Below are 20,538 nucleotides of genomic sequence, written 5' to 3'. Positions count from 1 at the left end.
ACGGCGCGCGTATTTTCAACCGACCCGCATTGTGACTGTGTCCCGTCAACTGACGCTCGATCTCGGCACGCCGCCGCCCGCCACGTTCGACAACTTCATCATGAGCGAGGAGAACGACGAGCTCGTCACGCGGCTGCAGAAGCTCGACCTCGCGCTCGCGGCGGGCCCCGTGCCGGACCGGTCGTTCTACATCTGGGGCGAGCCCGGCAGCGGCCGCAGCCACCTGCTGCAGGCGCTCGTGAGCGACGCGTCGTACGGCTATGCGCGCTACCTGACGCCGCAGAGCCCGCTCGGCGCGTTCACGTTCGACCCGCGCATCGGCATCTACGCGATCGACGACTGCGACCGGATGACCGACACGCAGCAGGTCGCGCTGTTCAACCTGTTCAACGAAGTCCGCGCGCATCCGTCGAGCGCGTTCGTCGCGGCGGGCCCCGCGGCGCCGCTCGCGCTCGATGTGCGCGAGGATCTGCGCACGCGCCTCGGCTGGGGGCTCGTGTTCCACCTGTCGCCGCCGTCCGACGCCGGCAAGATCGCCGTGCTCAAGCTCGCGGCGAAGGAGCGCGGGATCGCGCTCACCGACGACATCGCCGCCTACCTGCTGACCCATTTCCGCCGCGACATGCCGAGCCTGATGGCGCTGCTCGACGCGCTCGACCGCTTCTCGCTCGAGCAGAAACGCGCCGTCACGCTGCCGCTGCTGCGCCGCATGCTTGCGCGTCCCGGCGACGACATCACACCACCGGGCACGGGCCCGAACCGCTTCGAGTAAAATGCGCTTCCATGACTAATCTGGCACTCTTTGACCTCGATCACACGCTGATCCCGACCGATAGCGACCACGAATGGGGTCGCTTCATGGTGAAGCTCGGCATCGTCGACGCGGAAAGCTTCTCGCGTCAGAACGATCAGTTCTTCGCCGACTACAAGGCCGGCAAGCTCGACATCCATGCGTACCTCACGGCGATGCTCACGCCGCTCGCGAAATATTCGCGCGCGCAGCTCGCCGAATGGCACGAGCAGTACATGCACGAGGTGATCCGGCCCGCGATGACGCCCGCCGCGCTCGAACTCGTGCGCAAGCATCTCGATGCGGGCGACCGGTGCTGCGTCGTGACGGCGACCAACGAATTCATCACGCGCCCGATCGCGACCGCGTTCGGCGTCGATACGCTGATCGCGTGCGAAGTCGAAACGACCGACGGGCATCCCGATTCGCCGTACACGGGCCGGCCGACCGGCACGCCGAGCTATCGCGAAGGCAAGATCGTGCGTACCGAAGCATGGCTCGCCTCGCTCGGCAAGCACTGGGACGACTTCGCGCACAGCTACTTCTACAGCGACTCGCACAACGACATCCCGCTGCTCGAGAAAGTCACCGACCCGATCGCGACCAACCCTGACGACACGCTGCGTGCGCATGCAAGCACCCGCGGCTGGCGTATCCTCGATTTATTCTGAACGTCGTGATCAAAAAATTCATCCGCAAGCTGCTCGGCCAGGACGAAGCCCAGCAAACGCCCCCCGAAGCGGCTCCGGCCGACGAAGCGGCCCCTGCTGCCCCGCGCCCCGCGAAAAGCGCACGCGGCGGCGCGAAGAAACCGCGCAGCAACCATGAGCCGACCGTCGTGCCGGCCAGCGTGCACCAGATCGATCCGTCGCTGATCTCGAGGAATGCCGTGCGCGTGACCGATACGCTGCAGCAGGCAGGCTTTCGCGCGTTCATCGTCGGCGGTGCGGTTCGCGACCTGCTGTTCGGCATCGCGCCGAAGGACTTCGACGTCGCGACCGACGCGACGCCGACCGAGGTGCAGCGCCTGTTCCGCCGCGCGCGCCTGATCGGCCGCCGCTTCCAGATCGTCCACGTGCAGTTCGGCCAGGAACTGATCGAGGTATCGACGTTCCGCGCGCTGGTCGACGCGCCGCCCGAGGCTGCCCCGTCGGCCGAGCCGCCGCGGCGCCTGAAGCGCGACGAACTCGATCGCCGCACGCACGCGGTCGACGCGAGCGGCCGCGTGCTGCGCGACAACGTGTGGGGCGAGCAGCACGAAGATGCCGCGCGCCGCGACTTCACGATCAACGCGATGTACTACGACCCGTCGACGCAGACGGTGCTCGACTACCACGACGGGATGGCCGACATGCGCGCCCGCCTGCTGCGGATGATCGGCGATCCGGCCACGCGTTTCCGCGAGGATCCGGTGCGGATGCTGCGCGTCGTGCGCTTCGCGGCGAAGCTCGGCTTCGAGATCGAGCCGCATACGCGCGAGCCGATCAACGCGCTGGCCGACCTGATCAACAACGTGCCGGCCGCGCGCCTGTTCGACGAAATGCTGAAGCTGCTGCTGTCGGGCCACGCGCTCGCGTGCCTGAAGCAGTTGCGCAAGGAAGGCCTGCACCACGGGCTACTGCCGCTCCTCGACGTCGTGCTCGAACAGCCGCAGGGCGAAAAGTTCATCACGCTCGCGCTGAACAACACCGATGCACGCGTGCGCGCCGGCAAGCCGGTATCGCCCGGCTTCCTGTTCGCGACGCTGCTGTGGCACGACATGCGCCAGCGCTTCGAGCAATACACGGCCGAAGGCGAGATCCCGGTGCCGGCGCTCCATCGCGCGATGGACGACGTGATCGACATGCAGACCGAGAAACTCGCGATCCACAAGCGCTATTCGGCCGACATGCGCGAGATCTGGGGCCTGCAGTTGCGCCTCGAGAAACGCTCGGGCCGCAGCGCGATGCGGCTGCTGGAACACCAAAGGTTTAGAGCGGGGTATGATTTCCTCCTGTTACGCTGCGAATCCGGCGAGCTCGATGCGGATGTCGGACAGTGGTGGACGGATTTCATCGAAGGCGACGCGGCTGCCCGCGAGGCATTGCTCACGCAGGGCGGCTCGAAGGAAAAGTCGCCCCGCAAGCGGCGGCGCCGCGGCGGCGCGCGAAACCGCAAGCCGGGTGAAGGTGTCGCCGAGCAAGCACCGGACACCGCGGGCGGTTCCGACGACTGACGCGCGCGCCGGCGAACGACGTAGGAAGTGATGCCATGACGGTTGCATATATCGGACTGGGGGCGAATCTCGGCGATGCGCGCCAGACCCTGAAGGACGCGGTGGTGTGCCTCGCACAGCAGCGCACCATCTCGATCCTCGGCAAATCGAGCCTGTATCGCACGGCGCCGTTCGAAGCGGGCGGCGACGACTACTACAACTGCGCCGTCAAGCTCGACACGACGCTGTCTGCCCGCGAACTGCTCGCGCTCTGCCAGAAGATCGAACATCACTTCGGGCGCGAGCGCCCGTATCGCAACGCGCCGCGCACGCTCGACCTCGACATCCTGCTGTTCGGCGCCGACTCGATCGACGAACCCGACCTGATCGTCCCGCACCCGCGCCTCACCGACCGCGCATTCGCGCTCGTGCCGCTCGTCGAGATCGAGCCGGCACTCGACATCCCCGCGCGCGGCCGCGCCGATGCGTTCCTCGCCGCCGTCGCGGACCAGCGCGTCGAAAAGGTGCAGACCTGCCAGTGCCTGATGCAGAAGGCGCTCGCGGCCGGCGACGACACCGACAAGAACCGCTGCCGATGAACCCCACTCCGCTGACCGTCACCGCCCCCGACCTGCGCGCCCCGCACCGCTATCTCGTGATCGAAGGCCCGATCGGCGTCGGCAAGACGACGCTCGCGCGCCTGCTCGCCGAGCGCTGGTCGATGCAGACGCTGCTCGAACGCCCGCAGGACAATCCGTTCCTCGAACGCTTCTATCGCGACACCGCGCGCTACGCGCTGCCCGTGCAGCTGTCGTTCGCGCTGCAGCGCGCGCAGCAGGCGCGCGAACTGGTCGGCGCACTGGAAACGGGCCGCCCCGTCGTCGCCGATTTCATGCCGCAGAAGAACGACATCTTCGCGCGGTTGAACCTGCCGGAAGACGAATGGCAGCTCTATCGGTCGATCGCGACGCACGTGGACGTGCCGCAGGCGCCGTCGCCCGACCTCGTCGTCTACCTGCAGGCGAGCCCCGAAGTGCTGTTCTCGCGCATCCAGAAGCGCGGGCTGCCGATGGAACTGCAGATCAGCGACACGTACCTGCGCTCGCTCGTCGACGCGTACAACGAATTTTTCTACCACTACGACCGCACGCCGGTGCTGACGGTCGCCGCGGAACACCTGAACCCGCTGGATTCCCCCGAAGATCTTGCGCTGCTGATCGAGCGCATCGAGACGATGCGCGGCCGCAAGGAATTCTTCGTCAAGGGCGAGACGACGCGCTGACGCGTCCCGCCTGTCGTTCTTCACCCATCGAACCGAATTTCCCATGACCTATCTCCAGGAATCGAGCCGGCCTGCCGTGACGGTGCCCAAGCTGCAGGCAATGCGCGACGCCGGCGAGAAGATCGCGATGCTCACGTGCTACGACGCGAGCTTCGCCGCGCTGCTCGATCGCGCGGGCGCCGACGTGCTGCTGATCGGCGATTCGCTCGGCAACGTGCTGCAGGGCCATACGACCACGCTGCCCGTCACGCTCGACGACATCGCGTATCACACCGCCTGTGTCGCACGCGCACAGCCGCGCGCGCTGATCATGGCCGACCTGCCGTTCGGCACGTACGGCACGCCGTCCGAAGCATTCGCGAGCGCCGTCGAGCTGATGCGCGCGGGCGCGCAGATGATCAAGCTCGAAGGCGGCGAATGGCTCGCCGATACGATCCGCTTCCTCGTCGAGCGCGCGGTGCCCGTGTGCGCGCACGTGGGCCTCACGCCGCAATCGGTGCACGCGTTCGGCGGCTTCAAGGTGCAGGGCAAGACCGAGGCTGGCGCTGCGCAACTGCTGCGCGACGCGCGCGCGGTCGAAGCGGCCGGCGCGCAGGTCGTCCTGCTCGAGGCCGTGCCGACGCTCGTCGGGGCCGAGGTCACGCACATGCTGCGCGTTCCGACGATCGGCATCGGCGCGGGCGCGAACTGCTCGGGGCAGGTGCTCGTGCTGCACGACATGCTCGGGATCTTCCCCGGCAAGCGGCCGCGCTTCGTGAAGGATTTCATGCAGGGTCAGCCGAACATCCAGGCGGCCGTCGAAGCGTACGTGCGCGCGGTGAAGGACGGTTCGTTCCCCGGTCCGGAACATTCGTTCTGACGTGTACGGCCGGCGGCGCGTTCGCCGGCACCCGGATATGAAAAAGCGCGGGCCCGTTGGCGGGGCGCCGCGCTTTTTGTCGGTAGCTGCATCGAGGAAAAGCGTCGCGGCACCGGCATGGGCGCGGTGCGCGATCCATCGCTTCGTTATTTCAATACCGCGTCGAGCGCGCCGCGCAGTGCGTTGGCCAGCAGCAGCGCCTGCGCGCGCGCAAGATCGTCGCAGGTCACGACGCGCTCCGCCGCACCGAACGCAGGGTCATCGAGCAGCACGCCGCGCATCACGCCCGGCAGCACGCCGGACGCCAGCGGCGGCGTCACCCACTGGCCGTCGAGCTTCACGAACAGGTTCGAACGCCCGCCTTCCGTCACCTCGCCGCGCTCGTTGACGAACAGCATGTCGAAACCGCCGAGCGCCTCCGCCGCCTGCCATGCGCGGTCGTATTCGGCGCGGCGCGTCGTCTTGTGCAGCAGCAGCGCATCGCTCGCGCGGGTCGGCGCGAAACCGTGCGCGGACGCCAGCAGCACGCCGACCGGCCCCGCCGGCAGCGGCTTGAGCGGTGCCGCGACGATCTCGACCGTGCCGTCCTTCGCAAGCGAGAGCTTCATCCGGTAAGGGCCGTCGCCGTCGAGCGCCGCGCAGCGCGCATCGATCTCGCGGCGCAACGCATCGGCATCGAAGCGGAAGCCGAGCGCATCCGCGCTGCGCTGCAGCCGCACGAGATGACGATCGAGATGCCGGATACCGTCCGCACGCGTGGCGGCGGTCGTTTCGAACAACTGGAAGCCGGGATCGGCATCCGTCAGGAATCGCGCTTTCAATTCGCACTCCGCATATTCGTCGGCCGCGACGCTGTCGAGCACGATGCCCGCGCCGACGCCCATCGTGCCGCGGCGCCAATCGGCGGTTGCCGTTGCCGGATCTCGTGCTTCTTCGGTATCGGTGGCGGCCGCGCCCTCTCCAGCCGCACCTTCGCCTGCCGAACCTTCGCCGGCCGCGTCCAGCGTCAGCGTGCGGATCGCAACCGACAGGCAGAAATCGCCGCAACCGGCCGCGCGATTGCCGCACGCATCGGAACCGGCGCCTTCCTGCGGCGCATCGAGCCAGCCGATCGCGCCCGTATAGAGCCCGCGCGGCGTCGACTCGATCGCGTCGATCAACTGCATCGTCATGTGCTTCGGCGCACCCGTGATCGATCCGCACGGAAACAGCGCGCGCAGCATCTGCGCGAACGTCGTGCCGTCGCGCCAGCCGGCCTCGACCGTCGACGTCATCTGCCACACCGACGCATACGGTTCGACGGAGAACAGCGCCGGCACGCGGACCGTACCGGTGCGCGCGATCCGCGACACGTCGTTGCGCAACAGGTCGACGATCATCACGTTTTCCGCGCGGTTCTTCGGATCGCTCGCGAGGAACGCGGCGGCTGCCGCATCGTCGCGGGGATCGGCCGAACGCGGCGCGGTGCCCTTCATCGGCCGTGCACGCAGCACGTCGCCGTGCTTCTCGACGAACAGTTCCGGCGAGCACGACACGACCCACGCGCCGTCAGGCAGCGCGATCAGCGCGCCATAACGCACGGGCTGGCGCGCGCGCAGGCGCCGGTACAGCGCGAGCGGCGTGCCGAATACGTCGAAATTCAGCCGGTACGTGTAGTTGATCTGATACGAATCGCCCGCGCGCAGCGCGTCGTGCACCGCGGCGATCGCCGCGTCGAACGCGTCGCGCGACACGCTCTTCGTCACATGCGCGACGCCCGCGATCGACGGCGAGCCGCCGCCGTCCTGCTGCGCGAGCCACGCGTCGACTTCGTCGCACGACAGGTGCTCGCAGCGCGCATATAGCAAAAAGCGCAGCGGGGCATCGCCCGGCTGCGCTCGTTGCAGGTTGCGTCCGAATTCGTAGTCGCCGACGACCACCGCATGCAGCCCGTCGCGCAGGTCCTGCGCAACCGCCGCGTCGATTTCGTCGAGCCGCGCCGGATCCGTGCACACGCGTTCGTGCACGAATCCCGAATACAAACGACTCGACCGCGCGAACGCGGTCGAGTCGCAATCGTCCAAGAGCGCGAACGACGCGCTCTCGTTGCCTTCAGTCATGCCATTACTCGAAGAAGCTCTTCACACGGTCGAACCAGCTCTTGCTCTGCGGGCTGTGACGCGCGCCGCCCTCGGCCAGCGACTTCTCGAACTGCTTGAGCAGATCGCGCTGGTGGTCGGTCAGCTTCACGGGCGTCTCGACCTGCACGTGCACGTACAGATCGCCCGCGATACTCGAACGCAGCCCCTTGATGCCCTTGCCGCGCAGGCGGAACGTCTTGCCCGACTGCGTGCCTTCCGGCACCGGGAACGACGCACGGCCGGCCAGCGTCGGCACCTCGATCTCGCCGCCGAGCGCGGCGGTCGTAAACGGGATCGGCATCTGGCAGTGGAGATCGTCGCCGTCGCGCTCGAACACCGCGTGCGGCTTGATGTGGATCTCGACGTACAGGTCGCCCGGCGGCCCGCCGTTGATGCCCGGCTCGCCGTTGCCCGCCGAGCGGATCCGCATCCCGTCGTCGATCCCGGCCGGGATCTTCACCTCGAGCGTCTTGGTTTCCTTCACCTTGCCCGACCCGTGGCAGTGCACGCACGGCTCGGGGATATAGGTGCCCGTGCCATGGCACTTCGGGCAGGTCTGCTGGATGCTGAAGAAGCCCTGCGACATGCGCACCGTGCCCTGGCCGTGACAGGTCGGGCAGGTTTCCGGCTTCGTGCCGGGCTTCGCGCCCGACCCGTGGCAGACCTCGCACGACACCCAGCTCGGCACGCGGATCTGCGTATCGTAGCCGTGCGCAGCCTGCTCGAGCGTGATTTCCATGCTGTAGCGCAGGTCGGCGCCGCGGTACACCTGCGGGCCGCCGCGGCCGCCGCGCGCGGCGCCGCCCGCGGCCTGGCCGAAGATGTCGCCGAAGATGTCGCCGAACGCATCCGCGAAGCCGCCGAAACCCTGTGCGCCCGCACCGCCCATGTTCGGATCGACGCCCGCGTGGCCGTACTGGTCGTACGCGGCCCGCTTCTGGCTGTCCGACAGCATTTCATAGGCTTCCTTCGCCTCCTTGAAATGCTCTTCCGCATCCTTGTTGTCCGGATTGCGGTCAGGGTGATGCTTCATCGCAAGCTTGCGATACGCCTTCTTGATTTCGTCGTCGCTCGCATTCTTCGCGACGCCCAGAACCTCGTAGTAATCCCGTTTCGCCATATCGATTCACTGTGCCGCCACGCATCGCGCACGCGGCGGCTCCTTTCGCCCGCAGTAAAGTCTCTCGACTCGTCTGGCGCTGCGCCCGTCCGCGGACGGCTCGCGCAGCACCCGCCAAAAAACAAATGTGCCCGGAGGGCCGCGAAGCCCGCCAGGCGTGGAGTCGATCCGGCCATCCGGAAGGAAAGACAGACCGCTTTTCAGCCGCTTGTCAGCCGCGCCGCGCGCGTTCGAGCGCGCGGCGTGCGGTGCCGTTGCAACCCGGCTTAGTCCTTCTTCACTTCCTTGAACTCGGCGTCGACGACATCGTCGGCAGCCTGCTGCGCGCCACCTGCGTGGGCCGCGCCTTCCGCTGCACCCGCCGCGCCGGCGGCACCCGCCTGCTGGGCCTGCATGTCGGCGTACATCTTCTCGCCGAGCTTCTGCGAAACCTTGCCGAGCTCCTCGACCTTCGCGTCGATCGCCGCCTTGTCGGCCGACGTGTCCTTCAGCGCTTCCTCGAGCGACTTCAGCGACGCTTCGATCGCTTCCTTCTCGCCCGCGTCCAGCTTGTCGCCGTACTCGGCGAGCGCCTTCTTCGTGCTGTGGACCAGCGCGTCGCCCTGGTTGCGCGAATCGGCCAGCTCGCGCAGCTTGTGGTCTTCCGCTGCGTTCGCTTCCGCGTCCTTGATCATCTGGTCGATTTCAGCCTCGGACAGACCCGAGTTGGCCTTGATCGTGATCTTGTTTTCCTTGCCGGTCGCCTTGTCCTTCGCGCCGACGTGCAGGATGCCGTTCGCGTCGATGTCGAAGGTCACTTCGATCTGCGGCACGCCGCGCGGTGCCGGCGGGATGCCTTCGAGGTTGAACTCGCCGAGCAGCTTGTTGCCCGCCGCCATTTCGCGTTCGCCCTGGAACACCTTGATCGTCACGGCGCCCTGGTTGTCGTCCGCCGTCGAATACACTTGCGCGTGCTTCGTCGGGATCGTCGTGTTCTTGCTGATCATCTTCGTCATCACGCCGCCGAGCGTCTCGATGCCGAGCGACAGCGGGGTCACGTCAAGCAGCAGCACGTCCTTGCGGTCGCCCGACAGGACCTGGCCCTGGATCGCCGCGCCAACCGCGACGGCTTCGTCCGGGTTCACGTCACGGCGCGGATCCTTGCCGAAGAACTCCTTCACCTTCTCCAGGACCTTCGGCATGCGGGTCTGGCCGCCGACCAGGATCACGTCGTCGATGTCCGACACCTTGACGCCCGCGTCCTTGATCGCGATGCGGCACGGCTCGATCGTGCGCTCGACGAGGTCTTCCACCAGCGCTTCCAGCTTCGCGCGGGTGATCTTCAGGTTCAAGTGCTTCGGGCCCGACGCGTCCGCCGTGATGTACGGCAGGTTGATTTCGGTCTGCTGGCTCGACGACAGCTCGATCTTCGCCTTTTCGGCGGCTTCCTTCAGGCGTTGCAGCGCGAGCACGTCCTTCGACAGGTCGACGCCCTGCTCCTTCTTGAACTCGCCGATGATGTAATCGATGATGCGCTGGTCGAAGTCCTCGCCGCCGAGGAACGTGTCGCCGTTGGTCGACAGCACTTCGAACTGCATTTCGCCGTCGACGTCCGCGATCTCGATGATCGACACGTCGAACGTGCCGCCGCCGAGGTCATACACGGCGATCTTGCGGTCGCCCTTCTCGGCCTTGTCGAGACCGAACGCGAGTGCGGCCGCTGTCGGCTCGTTGATGATCCGCTTGACTTCGAGGCCCGCGATGCGGCCGGCATCCTTGGTCGCCTGGCGCTGGCTGTCGTTGAAGTAAGCCGGCACCGTGATCACGGCTTCCGTGACCGGCTCGCCGAGGTAGTCTTCGGCCGTCTTCTTCATCTTGCGCAGCACTTCCGCCGAAACCTGCGGCGGCGCGAGCTTTTCGCCATGTGCCTCGACCCATGCATCGCCGTTGTCGGCCTTGATGATGGTGTACGGCATCAGGCCGATGTCCTTCTGAACTTCCTTCTCTTCGAAGCGGCGGCCGATCAGGCGCTTCACCGCGAACAGCGTGTTCTTCGGGTTGGTCACCGACTGACGCTTGGCCGGCGCGCCGACGAGCACTTCGTTGTCGTCCATGTACGCGATGATCGACGGCGTGGTGCGCGCGCCTTCCGAGTTCTCGATGACCTTGACCTGGTTGCCTTCCATGATGGCAACGCACGAGTTCGTGGTGCCGAGGTCAATACCGATGATCTTTCCCATTTTTCCTAATCTCCAGAAATGCCTGTTTGCTGCGCGAAACCCCGCTTTTTTTGGCGGTTTCGCGCGCCAGAATTCAACTCTGTTCCCGACATGCGTCCGTCCGGTCCGTTTTCAAGACCCGACAAGCGATGCGGATATTAAATTTTTTCAATCGCCGCCGGCTACCGGATCGCCGGCCGCCGGAACATGCCCCGCCGCCGCGATCTTCGCGCGCGCCGCCGAAACTGCCGCCTGGAACTGCGCGAGCCCATGCCAGCCCGTCGCGCGGCCGAGGCGCTTGCCACGGTGGAAGAAGAACCACGTCGGCACGCCGTGCAGCCCGAAGCGGCGCCCGAGCTGATGGTGTTCGTACACGTTGCAATGGAACCACTTCAGGTCCAGCGCGCGAATTGCATCGGGCTGAGCGAGCATCGCCTTCTTCGCGATCTCGCAGTTGAAGCAGTCGACGCCCCAGAAGAACACCACCGCCAGCGCGTCGCCGGCGCCTTCGATCCCCGCGTCGAACGTGTCGGCGGCCAGCGCCTGCATGTCGAACGCGTCGAACGCGGCCGGATCGACGCCGGCGGGAACCATCGCTGCAGCCTTACTTCGGCTGCGCGACGGTGACGAGCGCCGGACGCAGCACGCGGTCGGCGATCGTATAGCCCTTTTGCAGCACCGTGACAACGGTGTTCGGCTCCTGCTCGGCCGGCACCATCGAAATCGCCTGGTGCTGGTGCGGATCGAACTTCTCGCCGACCGGGTTGATCGCGACGACGCGGCCCTTCTCGAGCGCGCTCGTCAGCTGGCGCAGCGTCAGTTCGACGCCTTCGCGCACCTTCGCGATGTCGCCGGACGTATCGCTGACGGCCGCTTCCAGGCTGTCCAGCACGGGCAGCAGGTGTTCCGCGAAGCTCTCGATCGCGAACTTGTGCGCCTTCGAGACGTCGTCCTGCGCGCGGCGGCGCACGTTCTCGGTCTCGGCCTTCGCCCGCAGGAAGCTCTCCTGCAGCTCGGCGACCTTGGCTTGAGCCTCCGCGAGCGCCGCGTCGGCTGCTTCGGCGGCGGGAGCAGCGCCTTGCGCCGCCTGCTTCTCGCTGCCGATGTCTTCGGCCGATTGGGTAGCCGGGTTCTCTTGCGTATTTTCCATGTCGCTGAAAGTCGATTAGAGGTTGAAGCCAAATCGGCAACCGCCGGATCGTATACCCGGCGGCACCGCACATCGTTGGTGCAAATAAGGACGAAAACTGCGATTTCAAGACGGTTATTCGCCGGCATTCTCCAATACCGCGAAACAACCGCTCGCTCCGCCGGTGCAGGCCTCGCATAGTCCGCCAGATCGGGCGAAACGGCCTGTAACAACGCTTACGTGGCAACTACTAGCTTGGCACAGGCCCGCTGCACTACACTCCACTCAAGCGTCGGAAAAGCGTGTTTACCCTAGCTGACCGTCGCCTTACATCCACCTGGCGCCGCTTTTACCCTTCTTTCGAGGGGGAGTACCGTGAAACTGACCTTTGCGATATCGTTGGTCGCGCTGGTACTCATTGCCGGCACCACCACCATCTGCCTGTCGGGAGCCGTTACCGACCGCACGACCGAATACGGAAGCGCGCGGGCGACCTTCGACCAGATGTTCAGCTCCCACCAGAAAATCTGTCGATGATGCGCCGATCGCGCTTCGTCGGCCGGCCGTGCAGTTCGGCCGCCGGCTCGCGATACGTGCGGCGCCGCTCCAGTTCGGCGAGCCGCGCGGCCCGCCCCGCTTCCGTTTCCTCGTAAAGCGTCTGCGCGACGCTCGCCGGTCCGCGCACGTCGCACACGCCCAGCACGGCAATGTGCCAGACGATGCCGTCGATCGCAATCTCGACCTCGTCGCCGACGCGCACCTCCTTCGCGGGCTTGACCGCCGCGCCGCCGATCTTCACGTGCCCCTTGTCGACCGCATCGGTCGCGAGCGAGCGCGTCTTGAAGAACCGGGCCGCCCACAGCCATTTGTCGATGCGCAGCTTCGCGCCCGGTTGCGTGGAAATCTTGTAGTTCATGTCAGCCTCCGCCGGGCCGCCCCAAGGAGGCTGACCGCCCCCTCGGGGGGCAGCGAACAAAGAGAGCGTGGGGGGCGTTTCACGTCAGCCTCCGCCGGGCCGCCACAAGGAGGCCGACCGCCTCCCCGGGGCGCAGCGAATGAAGCGAGCGCGCGATTCGTTCCATGTCAGCTCACCGCTTCGGGCTGCGCGGCCCTGACGGGCCAGCCCTGCAGGTTCTCGGCGACGATCTCGCCGATCGCGCCGAGCCACGCGGGCGCGCCGTTCAGGCATGGAATGCGGTGGAATGCCTTGCCGCCGCCGGCGAGGAATTCGTCGCGTACTTCCATCCCGATCTCCTCGATCGTCTCCAGGCAATCGGCCGTGAAGCCAGGGCAGAACACGTCGGCCCGCCGCACGCCGGCCTCGCCGAACTCGCGCAACGTCGGCGCGGTATACGGCTGCAGCCATTCGGCCTTGCCGAAGCGCGACTGGAAGGTGACGCGGCATTCGGTCGTCGACAGCCCGAGCGCGGCCATCAGCAGCGCGCCCGTCTGCTGGCACTGGTCGTGATAGGGGTCGCCGAGGTCGAGCGTGCGCTTCGGCACGCCGTGAAAGCTCAGCACGAGCTTGTCGCCGGCCGCGAAGTCGGGCCGGCCGTGCTGCGCCCAGTACTGGCGCACCTGTTCGGCAAGCGCATGGATGTAGGCCGGATGGTCGGCGTAGTGCCGCACCGTGCGCACCTCCGGCTGGTTGCGCATGCGCGCGAGCGCGCCGAATGCGGCATCGAACGCGGTGGCCGTGGTCGATGCCGAGTATTGCGGATACATCGGCATCAGCAGCACGCGCTCGACACCCGAGCGCTTGAACTGCGCGAGCGCGTGCGCAATGTTCGGGCTGCCGTAGCGCATCGCGTAATCGACCAGCACGTGATAGCCGTTCGACACGAGCAGATGCCGCACGCCGTCGGTCTGGCGCTCGGTGTGCACGCGCAGCGGCGAGCCCTCGGGCATCCATACGGCCGCGTATTTCTTCGCGGACGCGCGGCCGCGCAGCGGCAGGATCAGCGTGCGCAGCAGCACCTGCCAGACGGCCTGCGGGATTTCGACGACCCGCGGATCCGACAGGAATTCGGCCAGATAGCGCCGCACCGCGCGCGGCGTGGGGGCGTCGGGCGTGCCGAGATTGATCAGCAGCACGCCGATACGATGGGCGGCCGCGGTGCTCGAAGGCGGCTCAAGATCGAAACGCATGGGCAAGAACGTGCTCGGGGCACGGGACCGGACGGCTCTCAATTATAGCGGGCCGCCCCGTGCCGTTCGGCCGACTGTCGGCGCAGGCGGCGCCGCGGCACGATGACGGGGCGGGATCGGGCTGGTTACCGCTGGCTACTGCCGGCTACTGCTGGCTCAGCGTGAGCGACAGCAGGCGCGCGGTGATGTCGACGATCGGTATCACGCGGTTGTACGCCATGCGGGTCGGGCCGATCACGCCGAGCGTGCCGACGATCTGCCCGTTCACCTCGTAAGGCGCGGTGACGACGCTCATTTCCTCGATCGGCACGAGCGTCGATTCGCCGCCGATGAAGATCTGCACGCCCTGGGCGTGGCTCGACACGTCGAGCAGTTGCAGGAGGCCCGTCTTTTGGTCGAACACGTCGAACAGCTTGCGCAGCCGCGCCATGTCGGAGGAAAGATCCGCCACCTCGAGCAGGTTGCGCTCGCCGGAAATCAGCACGGTGTCCTCGGTATCGGGCACCTCGGTGCTGGCCGTCACGGCCGCATGCATCAGCGTGGTCATGTCGCCGCGCAACTGGTCGATCTCGTCGCGCAGGCGGCGGCGCACCTCGTCGAACGACAGGCCGGCGAAATGCGCGTTGATGTAGTTGGACGCCTCGGTCAGCTGCGACGGCGAATAGTCGCGCGGCGTCGCGAGCATCCGGTTCTGCACGTCGCCCTCGGGCGTGACGATGATCAGCAGGATGCGCTTGTCCGACAGGCGCATGAACTCGATCTGCTTGAACACGTGGCTACGGCGCGGCGTCAGCACGACGCCCGCGAACTGCGACAGGTTCGACAGCACGCTCGCGGCGGCGGCCACCACCCGCTGCTGCGGCTCGCCGGCCTGCAGCGTGTTCTGCACCTGCCGCGCGACGGCCTCGGCGTCGATCGGCGCCTCGACCGTCAGCATCGTGTCGACGAACAGCCGGTAGCCGCGCGGCGTCGGCACGCGGCCGGCCGACGTGTGCGGGCTCGACACGAGGCCGAGTTCCTCCAGGTCGGACATCACGTTGCGGATCGTCGCCGGGCTCAGCTCGAGCCCGGAATAACGGGACAACGTGCGCGATCCGACTGGCTGACCGTCGGCGATATACCGTTCGATCAGGGTTTTCAGGAGGGTTCGTGCGCGAGGATCTAGCATGGTGGAAAATTTTAGCGCAACCACGCGACCGCGGCGAGTGGCGTCGGCCACCGTTGCGCGGGCCGGCCCGATCCGGCCCCGTCCGCGCACATCCGGTTCTTTTCGTCAACGAGCTATGGTGTAATGCCGGCATGAAAACCGGTAATCAGTTCAACACCGTCGCGCTCGTCGGCCGGAGCAACACGCCCGGCATCGCCGAGCCGCTCGCCACCCTGGCTGCCAGCCTGGCGAAGCTGGGCTTCGAGGTCGTCTTCGAAGGCGATACCGCGCGCGAGTTCGGCATCGCCGGCTATCCGGCGCTCACCCCGGCCGAAATCGGGGCGCGCGCGGACGTGGCGGTCGTGCTGGGCGGCGACGGCACGATGCTCGGCATCGGCCGCCAGCTTGCGCCGTACCGGACACCGCTGATCGGGATCAACCACGGGCGGCTCGGCTTCATCACGGACATCGCGGCGGCCGACATGCACGCGCTCGTCCCCGTGATGCTGGCGGGCAAGTTCGAGCGCGAGGAGCGCTCGCTGCTCGAGGCCAGGATCGTGCGCGACGGCGAACCGATCTACCACGCGCTCGCGTTCAACGACGTCGTCGTGAACCGCAGCGGCTTCTCCGGGATGGTCGAGCTGCGCGCGTCGGTCGACGGCCGGTACATGTACAACCAGCGTTCGGACGGCCTGATCGTCGCCACGCCGACGGGCTCGACCGCGTACGCGCTGTCGTCGGCCGGCCCGATCCTCCATCCGCAGCTTCAGGGCATCGTGCTCGTGCCGATCGCGCCGCACGCGCTGTCGAACCGGCCGATCGTGCTGCCCGACGATTCGAAGATCGCGATCCAGATCGTCGGCGGGCGCGACGTCAACGTGAACTTCGACATGCAGTCGTTCACCTCGCTCGAACTGAACGACACGATCGAGGTGCGCCGCTCGAAGCACACGGTGCCGTTCCTGCACCCGATCGGCTACAGCTACTACGCGACGCTGCGCAAGAAGCTGCACTGGAACGAACACGCGTCGAACGAAGACGACGACGCAGCGTCCTGACGCCCCACCGCCCGACACCATGCTCCGCCACCTCTCGATCCGCGACTTCGTCATCGTGGCCGCGCTCGATCTCGAATTCGACAGCGGCTTTTCCGTCTTTTCCGGCGAAACCGGCGCCGGGAAATCGATCCTGATCGACGCCCTCGCCCTCGCGCTCGGCGAACGTGCCGACGCGAGCGTCGTGCGCACCGGCTGCGGCCGCGCCGACATCACGGCCGAATTCACGCCGCACGATCGTGTCGCGCGCTGGCTCGACGAACACGCGTTCGACGCCGAGGACACCGTGATGCTGCGCCGCGTGATCGACGCGAACGGCCGTTCGCGCGCGTTCATCAACGGCACCAGCGCGACGCTCGCGCAACTGCGCGAACTCGGCGAGATGCTCGTCGACATCCACGGCCAGCACGCGCACCAGCTGCTGATGCGGCCCGATGCGCAGCGCGAGCTGTTCGACACGCACGCGGGGCTCGTCGCCGATGCCGCGAACGTCGCGCGCGCGTGGCGCGTCTGGCGCGACGCGACGCAGGCGATCGACGCCGCGAAGGCGCACGAGCGCGAGCTGCAGCTCGAACGCGAAAAGCTCGCGTGGCAGCTCGCCGAGCTAGACAAGCTCGCGCCGCAAGCCGGCGAATGGGACGAAGTCAGCAACGAGCACAAGCGCCTGTCGCATTCGGCGAACCTGATCGAAGGCGTGCGTGGCGCGCTCAACGCGCTGTCCGAGTCCGACGACGCGATGCTCGCGCAGCTCGGCGCGATCGTGTCGAAGCTGCGCAGCCTCGCCGACTACGACACCGCGCTCGGCGACGCGCTCGCGTCGCTCGAACCGGCCGAAATCCAGCTGCAGGAAGCCGTCTATTCGCTATCGCACTATGCGCAGCGCGTCGATCTCGATCCCGAGCGGCTCGCGCAGGTCGAAACGCGTCTCGATGCGCTGCACTCGACCGCCCGCAAGTTCCGGCTGCCGCCCGACACGCTGCACGAAGAACATGCGGCTCGCCGCGCGCAGCTCGCCGCGCTCGACGCGGCCGCCGATCTCGGCGCGCTCGAGGCGGCGCAGGCCAAGGCGCGGGAAGCCTATCTCGCCGACGCGAAACACCTGTCGAAGGCGCGCGCGCAGGCCGCCAAGGCACTGGGCACGGCCGTCACGGCCGGCATGCAGGAACTGTCGATGGCGGGCGGAAGTTTCGAAGTCGCGCTCGTGCCGCTCGCCGACGGCGGCCCGCACGGGCTCGAGCAGGTCGAGTTCCGGGTCGCCGGGCACGCCGGCGTGCCGCTGCGGCCGCTCGCGAAGGTCGCGTCGGGTGGCGAGCTCGCGCGGATCAGCCTCGCGCTCGCCGTGATCGCGAGCGCGGCGAGCCCGACGCCGACGCTGATCTTCGACGAAGTCGATACGGGGATCGGCGGCGGCGTCGCCGAAGTGGTCGGCCGCCTGCTGCACCAGCTCGGGCGCGACCGCCAGGTGCTGTGCGTGACGCACCTGCCGCAGGTCGCTGCGCGCGGCGACCACCACTTCCAGGTCGCGAAGGGCGCCGACGACCGCGGCGGCACGGTGTCGACGGTCGTCGCGCTCGACCGCGCCAACCGGATCGAGGAAGTCGCGCGGATGCTCGGTGGGCTCGAGATCACGGCGACGACGCGCAAGCACGCGAAGGAAATGCTGGCGGCCTGACGCGGCCGTCGGGCTGCCCCACTGTCCCGTCCACGCCGAACGGGCTCGCACCGTTCGGCTTTCACGGCAAAGCGCCTGCGGACGGAGCGCCCGCAACCCGCCCCGCCCCTCGTTCAAACGTTCGTTTCAACCGCCCCGAACACACGCGTCCACAGCGCCGTCACGGCCGCCCGCTCGTCTGCCACCACGGCCGGATCGACGCGCGCCTTCTCCATCCCGTCGAGTCGCAGCTTGTGCTGCAGCTTCCGGTACTTGCGGTAGGCCGCGCCGACGCGTTCGGCCTCGTCCTCGCCCATCAGCCCGAAGCGCGCGACCTCGCGCAGCAGCGCGATGTTGCCGGTGTTGCGGATCAGCTCGGCGTCGCTCGACGCGTGCAGCAGCACCCAGTACTGGACGATGAACTCGATGTCGACCATCCCGCCGCGATCGTGCTTCAGGTCGAACAGCTCGGTCTGGTTCGGGTGACCGGCAAACACCTTGCCGCGCATGTCGACGATCTCCTTCGCGAGCACGCCGCCGTCGCGCGGCGTCGTCAGCACCTGCTGGCGGATCGCCTCGAAGTCCGCGCCGATCTGCGCGTCGCCCGCGCTGTAGCGGGCGCGCGTCAGCGCCTGGTGCTCCCATACCCACGCGGTGTTCGCGGCGTCGCCCTCGCGCAGCTGGTAGCGGCGGAACGCGTCGAGATCGGTGACGAGCAGCCCGGCCTCGCCGTTCGGCCGCAGCCGCAGGTCGATGTCGAACAGCGCGCCCGCGCCGGTCGCCGTCGTGAGCCACGTGATGAGCCGCCGCGTGAAGGTCGTGTAGACGTCCGCCGAGCGCTCGTCGGGGTCGTCGTACAGGAAGATCAGGTCGAGATCCGAGGCGTAGCCGAGCTCCTTGCCGCCCAGCTTGCCGTACGCGATCACCGCGAATTTCGGCACGTCGCGATGGCGCTTCGCGAGCTGCGACCAGACGACCTCGATCGTCACGTCGAGCACCGCATCGGCCAGCTCGGACAGCCGGTCGCTCACGTGCTCGACCGACAGTTGCCCGGCAAGATCGATCAGCAGGATCCGGAACACCTCCGCGTGCTGCGCGTGCCGCAGCAGGTCCATCTGTTGCTCGGGGCCGTCGGCCGCCGCGAGGCGCGCGCGCAGCGCGTCCTTGAACGCGGGCCAGTCGAACGGGCTCGCGATCGCCTCGTCGTCGAGCAGTTCGTCGAGCAGTTGCGGGTGGCGGATCAGGTAACCGCCGCCCCAGCGCGTCGCGCCGAGCACCGACAGCACGCGGTCGAGCGCGGCCGGATATTCGGTCAGCAGCGCGAGATAGACGCCCCGCCGGCTGACCGTCTCGAGCAGGTCGAACAGGCGCACGATCGTGTCGTCGCGGCGCGCGGCGTCGATCCGCGGCGCGGCCTCCAGCGCGCGTTGGGCAACGCGGTCGAAGCGGTGCCGGCTCTTTTCCGGCAGGCCCGTGTAGCGCGACGATTGCCAGACCGCGCGCAGCCGCGCGAGCACCGCCGCCGGATCGGCGAAGCCGAGGCCGTCGAGGCGGGCCGCGAGCGCGTCGTCCTCGCCGTCGTCGGCGAGCGCGCCGCTCCAGATCCACGCGGCGGCCGTCTCTTCGCCTGCGCCGCAGGGCGCGCCGTTCACCTTGTCCGCGAAGATCTGGTCGAACTGCGCCTCGACGAAGTTCCGGTACTCGTCCAGCACCGTCATCAGCGCCGCATAGTCGGCAAAGCCGAGCGACGCGGCCAATGCCGCGCGTTCGTCGGGCTCGACCGGCATCGCGTGCGTCTGCGCGTCGTTGCGGTACTGCAGCCGGTGCTCGAGCGTACGCAGGAATTGGTAAGCGTCGGTCAGGCGTGCGCACACGTCCTCGCCGATCAGCCCGCGCGCCTGCGCATGGCGCAGCACCGCGAGCGTCGGCCGCACGCGGAATTCCGCATCCTGGCCGCCGCGGATCAGCTGGAACACCTGCGCGCTGAACTCGATCTCGCGAATCCCGCCGCGGCCGAGCTTGATGTCGTCGGCCTTGTCGGGGCGCATCGACGCACGGCGCGCGGCTTCCTGCCGAATCTGCTGGTGCAGCGAACGGATCGCGCCGATCACGCCGAAATCGAGATAGCGGCGGTACACGAACGGCTTGACGATCGACTCGAGCTGCGACTCCAGCCGCCGCGCCGCATCGCTGTCGCCTTCCGACACGAGCCGCCCCTTGATCCACGCATAGCGCTCCCACTCGCGCCCCTGCACGTAGAAATATTCCTCGAGCATCCCGATGCTGCACACGAGCGGCCCCGAATCGCCGTTCGGGCGCAGCCGCATGTCGACGCGAAACACGTAGCCGTCGGCGGTGACCTCGGACAGCACGCCGATCAGGCGCCGGCCGAGCCGCGTGAAGTATTCCTGCGTGGACAGCGGCGCGCGCGCGCCGCCGGTCGTCTCGCCGTCGTCCTCGTACACGAAGATCAGGTCGATGTCCGACGACACGTTCAGCTCGCGGCCGCCGAGCTTGCCCATCCCGACTACACCGAGCACGACGCGTTGGCCGTCGGCGCCGCGCGGCTCGCCGTACTGCGCCTCGAGTTCGGCCGACAGCAGCGCCAGCGAGCGCTGCACGGCCACTTCGGCGAGATCGGTCATCGCGCCCGTCACCTCGGCGACGTCCGCCAGCCCGCGCAGGTCGCGCTCCGCGACCGCGCCGAACGCCTCGGCGCGCAGTTGCCGCAGCGCGCGCTTCAGTTGCTCCTCGGACGGCGCGGCCGCGCCGTCCGGCATCGCGAGCAGTTCGGTGAGGCGCGCATCGAGCTGCGCGCGGGCGAGCGGCGCGGCGGCCCACGCGG

Annotated in this window: 18 protein-coding genes; 9 read left to right on the top strand and 9 right to left on the bottom strand. The window is 67.8% G+C overall.

All coding sequences use genetic code 11. The annotated features are described in order from the left end of the window. The first annotated feature begins 31 nt into the window (after positions 1-31). From hda to panB, 6 genes are read left to right on the top strand one after another with little or no spacing between them, the layout of a single operon-like run. The gene (gene hda / locus ACPUER_RS14170; protein WP_279388899.1) at positions 32-772 is read left to right on the top strand and encodes a DnaA regulatory inactivator Hda; all 741 of its coding nucleotides are present in this window, start codon (positions 32-34) and stop codon (positions 770-772) included. Between the two features lie 11 nt (positions 773-783). Then, a complete protein-coding gene (locus ACPUER_RS14165) occupies positions 784-1,461 on the top strand; it encodes an HAD family hydrolase (protein WP_425131405.1) in 678 nt (225 codons plus the stop codon). 5 nt (positions 1,462-1,466) lie between these two features. Next, entirely contained in the window at positions 1,467-3,005 is a 1,539-nt protein-coding gene (gene pcnB, locus ACPUER_RS14160; RefSeq protein WP_425131404.1) for a polynucleotide adenylyltransferase PcnB, read from the top strand. A gap of 35 nt (positions 3,006-3,040) precedes the next feature. Beyond that, entirely contained in the window at positions 3,041-3,583 is a 543-nt protein-coding gene (gene folK, locus ACPUER_RS14155; protein WP_034182800.1) for a 2-amino-4-hydroxy-6-hydroxymethyldihydropteridine diphosphokinase, read from the top strand. Further along, positions 3,580-4,266, top strand: coding sequence for a deoxynucleoside kinase (locus tag ACPUER_RS14150; protein WP_072436264.1), 687 nt, complete (start codon positions 3,580-3,582; stop codon positions 4,264-4,266). The genes folK and ACPUER_RS14150 overlap by 4 nt, the downstream gene beginning before the upstream one ends. A gap of 43 nt (positions 4,267-4,309) precedes the next feature. Next, positions 4,310-5,125, top strand: coding sequence for a 3-methyl-2-oxobutanoate hydroxymethyltransferase (panB, locus tag ACPUER_RS14145; RefSeq protein WP_425131403.1), 816 nt, complete (start codon positions 4,310-4,312; stop codon positions 5,123-5,125). Positions 5,126-5,271: 146 nt separating this feature from the next. Here panB and ACPUER_RS14140 read toward each other — a convergent pair whose 3' ends face one another. The 5 genes from ACPUER_RS14140 to grpE all read right to left on the bottom strand — a co-directional run bounded on the left by ACPUER_RS14140 (position 5,272) and on the right by grpE (position 11,713). Further along, positions 5,272-7,224 (bottom strand): chorismate-binding protein, encoded by a 1,953-nt coding sequence (locus ACPUER_RS14140; RefSeq protein ID WP_425131402.1) that lies wholly within the window; start codon positions 7,222-7,224, stop codon positions 5,272-5,274. Between the two features lie 4 nt (positions 7,225-7,228). Beyond that, a complete protein-coding gene (gene dnaJ / locus ACPUER_RS14135) occupies positions 7,229-8,365 on the bottom strand; it encodes a molecular chaperone DnaJ (RefSeq protein ID WP_072436267.1) in 1,137 nt (378 codons plus the stop codon). A gap of 266 nt (positions 8,366-8,631) precedes the next feature. Further along, positions 8,632-10,584 carry a molecular chaperone DnaK gene (dnaK, locus tag ACPUER_RS14130; protein WP_175962472.1) on the bottom strand — a complete coding sequence of 651 codons (1,953 nt, stop codon included), beginning with the start codon at positions 10,582-10,584 and terminating at the stop codon, positions 8,632-8,634. Positions 10,585-10,731: 147 nt separating this feature from the next. Continuing rightward, the gene (locus ACPUER_RS14125; RefSeq protein WP_425131401.1) at positions 10,732-11,157 is read right to left on the bottom strand and encodes a thioredoxin family protein; all 426 of its coding nucleotides are present in this window, start codon (positions 11,155-11,157) and stop codon (positions 10,732-10,734) included. 10 nt (positions 11,158-11,167) lie between these two features. Further along, positions 11,168-11,713 (bottom strand): nucleotide exchange factor GrpE, encoded by a 546-nt coding sequence (gene grpE, locus ACPUER_RS14120; protein WP_047899866.1) that lies wholly within the window; start codon positions 11,711-11,713, stop codon positions 11,168-11,170. A gap of 354 nt (positions 11,714-12,067) precedes the next feature. Between grpE and ACPUER_RS14115 the strand changes: the two genes are divergently transcribed. Then, on the top strand, positions 12,068-12,229 hold the full coding sequence (locus ACPUER_RS14115; RefSeq protein WP_175962470.1) for a hypothetical protein: 162 nt from the start codon (positions 12,068-12,070) through the stop codon (positions 12,227-12,229). On the opposite strand, the gene ACPUER_RS14110 is transcribed toward ACPUER_RS14115, so the two are convergent. The 3 genes from ACPUER_RS14110 to hrcA all read right to left on the bottom strand — a co-directional run bounded on the left by ACPUER_RS14110 (position 12,201) and on the right by hrcA (position 15,008). Continuing rightward, on the bottom strand, positions 12,201-12,608 hold the full coding sequence (locus tag ACPUER_RS14110) for an RNA-binding S4 domain-containing protein (RefSeq protein ID WP_175962469.1): 408 nt from the start codon (positions 12,606-12,608) through the stop codon (positions 12,201-12,203). The genes ACPUER_RS14115 and ACPUER_RS14110 overlap by 29 nt on opposite strands. 167 nt (positions 12,609-12,775) lie before the next feature. Beyond that, positions 12,776-13,840, bottom strand: a complete 1,065-nt coding sequence (hemH, locus tag ACPUER_RS14105; RefSeq protein WP_105389819.1) for a ferrochelatase — start codon at positions 13,838-13,840, stop codon at positions 12,776-12,778. A gap of 145 nt (positions 13,841-13,985) precedes the next feature. Next, entirely contained in the window at positions 13,986-15,008 is a 1,023-nt protein-coding gene (gene hrcA / locus ACPUER_RS14100) for a heat-inducible transcriptional repressor HrcA (RefSeq protein WP_011544637.1), read from the bottom strand. A 131-nt stretch (positions 15,009-15,139) separates the two neighbouring features. On the opposite strand from hrcA, the gene ACPUER_RS14095 reads away from it, so the two are divergent. Continuing rightward, positions 15,140-16,045 (top strand): NAD kinase, encoded by a 906-nt coding sequence (locus ACPUER_RS14095; protein ID WP_175962468.1) that lies wholly within the window; start codon positions 15,140-15,142, stop codon positions 16,043-16,045. A 19-nt stretch (positions 16,046-16,064) separates the two neighbouring features. Then, positions 16,065-17,714: a DNA repair protein RecN gene (gene recN, locus ACPUER_RS14090; RefSeq protein WP_425131400.1), complete on the top strand. Its 1,650-nt coding sequence runs from the start codon at positions 16,065-16,067 to the stop codon at positions 17,712-17,714. Between the two features lie 113 nt (positions 17,715-17,827). Here the strand turns inward: recN and glnE are convergent. Beyond that, a partial coding sequence (gene glnE, locus ACPUER_RS14085) for a bifunctional [glutamate--ammonia ligase]-adenylyl-L-tyrosine phosphorylase/[glutamate--ammonia-ligase] adenylyltransferase (RefSeq protein ID WP_425131399.1) occupies positions 17,828-20,538 on the bottom strand: 2,711 nt, incomplete at its 5' end.

The sequence above is a fragment of the Burkholderia sp. DN3021 genome (genome assembly GCF_049805555.1).
Taxonomy (GTDB): domain Bacteria; phylum Pseudomonadota; class Gammaproteobacteria; order Burkholderiales; family Burkholderiaceae; genus Burkholderia; species Burkholderia pyrrocinia_C.
This window is presented reverse-complemented; position numbering and strand designations above follow the sequence as displayed.

Coding starts and splice junctions, on each gene's coding strand:
- hrcA (WP_011544637.1), bottom strand. CDS start 15,008: ATGCTAGATCCTCGCGCACGAACCCTCCTGAAAACCCTGATCGAACGG.
- grpE (WP_047899866.1), bottom strand. CDS start 11,713: ATGGAAAATACGCAAGAGAACCCGGCTACCCAATCGGCCGAAGACATC.
- dnaJ (WP_072436267.1), bottom strand. CDS start 8,365: ATGGCGAAACGGGATTACTACGAGGTTCTGGGCGTCGCGAAGAATGCG.
- dnaK (WP_175962472.1), bottom strand. CDS start 10,584: ATGGGAAAGATCATCGGTATTGACCTCGGCACCACGAACTCGTGCGTT.
- ACPUER_RS14110 (WP_175962469.1), bottom strand. CDS start 12,608: ATGAACTACAAGATTTCCACGCAACCGGGCGCGAAGCTGCGCATCGAC.
- ACPUER_RS14125 (WP_425131401.1), bottom strand. CDS start 11,157: ATGGTTCCCGCCGGCGTCGATCCGGCCGCGTTCGACGCGTTCGACATG.
- ACPUER_RS14150 (WP_072436264.1), top strand. CDS start 3,580: ATGAACCCCACTCCGCTGACCGTCACCGCCCCCGACCTGCGCGCCCCG.
- folK (WP_034182800.1), top strand. CDS start 3,041: ATGACGGTTGCATATATCGGACTGGGGGCGAATCTCGGCGATGCGCGC.
- ACPUER_RS14140 (WP_425131402.1), bottom strand. CDS start 7,224: ATGACTGAAGGCAACGAGAGCGCGTCGTTCGCGCTCTTGGACGATTGC.
- panB (WP_425131403.1), top strand. CDS start 4,310: ATGACCTATCTCCAGGAATCGAGCCGGCCTGCCGTGACGGTGCCCAAG.
- recN (WP_425131400.1), top strand. CDS start 16,065: ATGCTCCGCCACCTCTCGATCCGCGACTTCGTCATCGTGGCCGCGCTC.
- ACPUER_RS14095 (WP_175962468.1), top strand. CDS start 15,140: ATGAAAACCGGTAATCAGTTCAACACCGTCGCGCTCGTCGGCCGGAGC.
- hemH (WP_105389819.1), bottom strand. CDS start 13,840: ATGCGTTTCGATCTTGAGCCGCCTTCGAGCACCGCGGCCGCCCATCGT.
- ACPUER_RS14165 (WP_425131405.1), top strand. CDS start 784: ATGACTAATCTGGCACTCTTTGACCTCGATCACACGCTGATCCCGACC.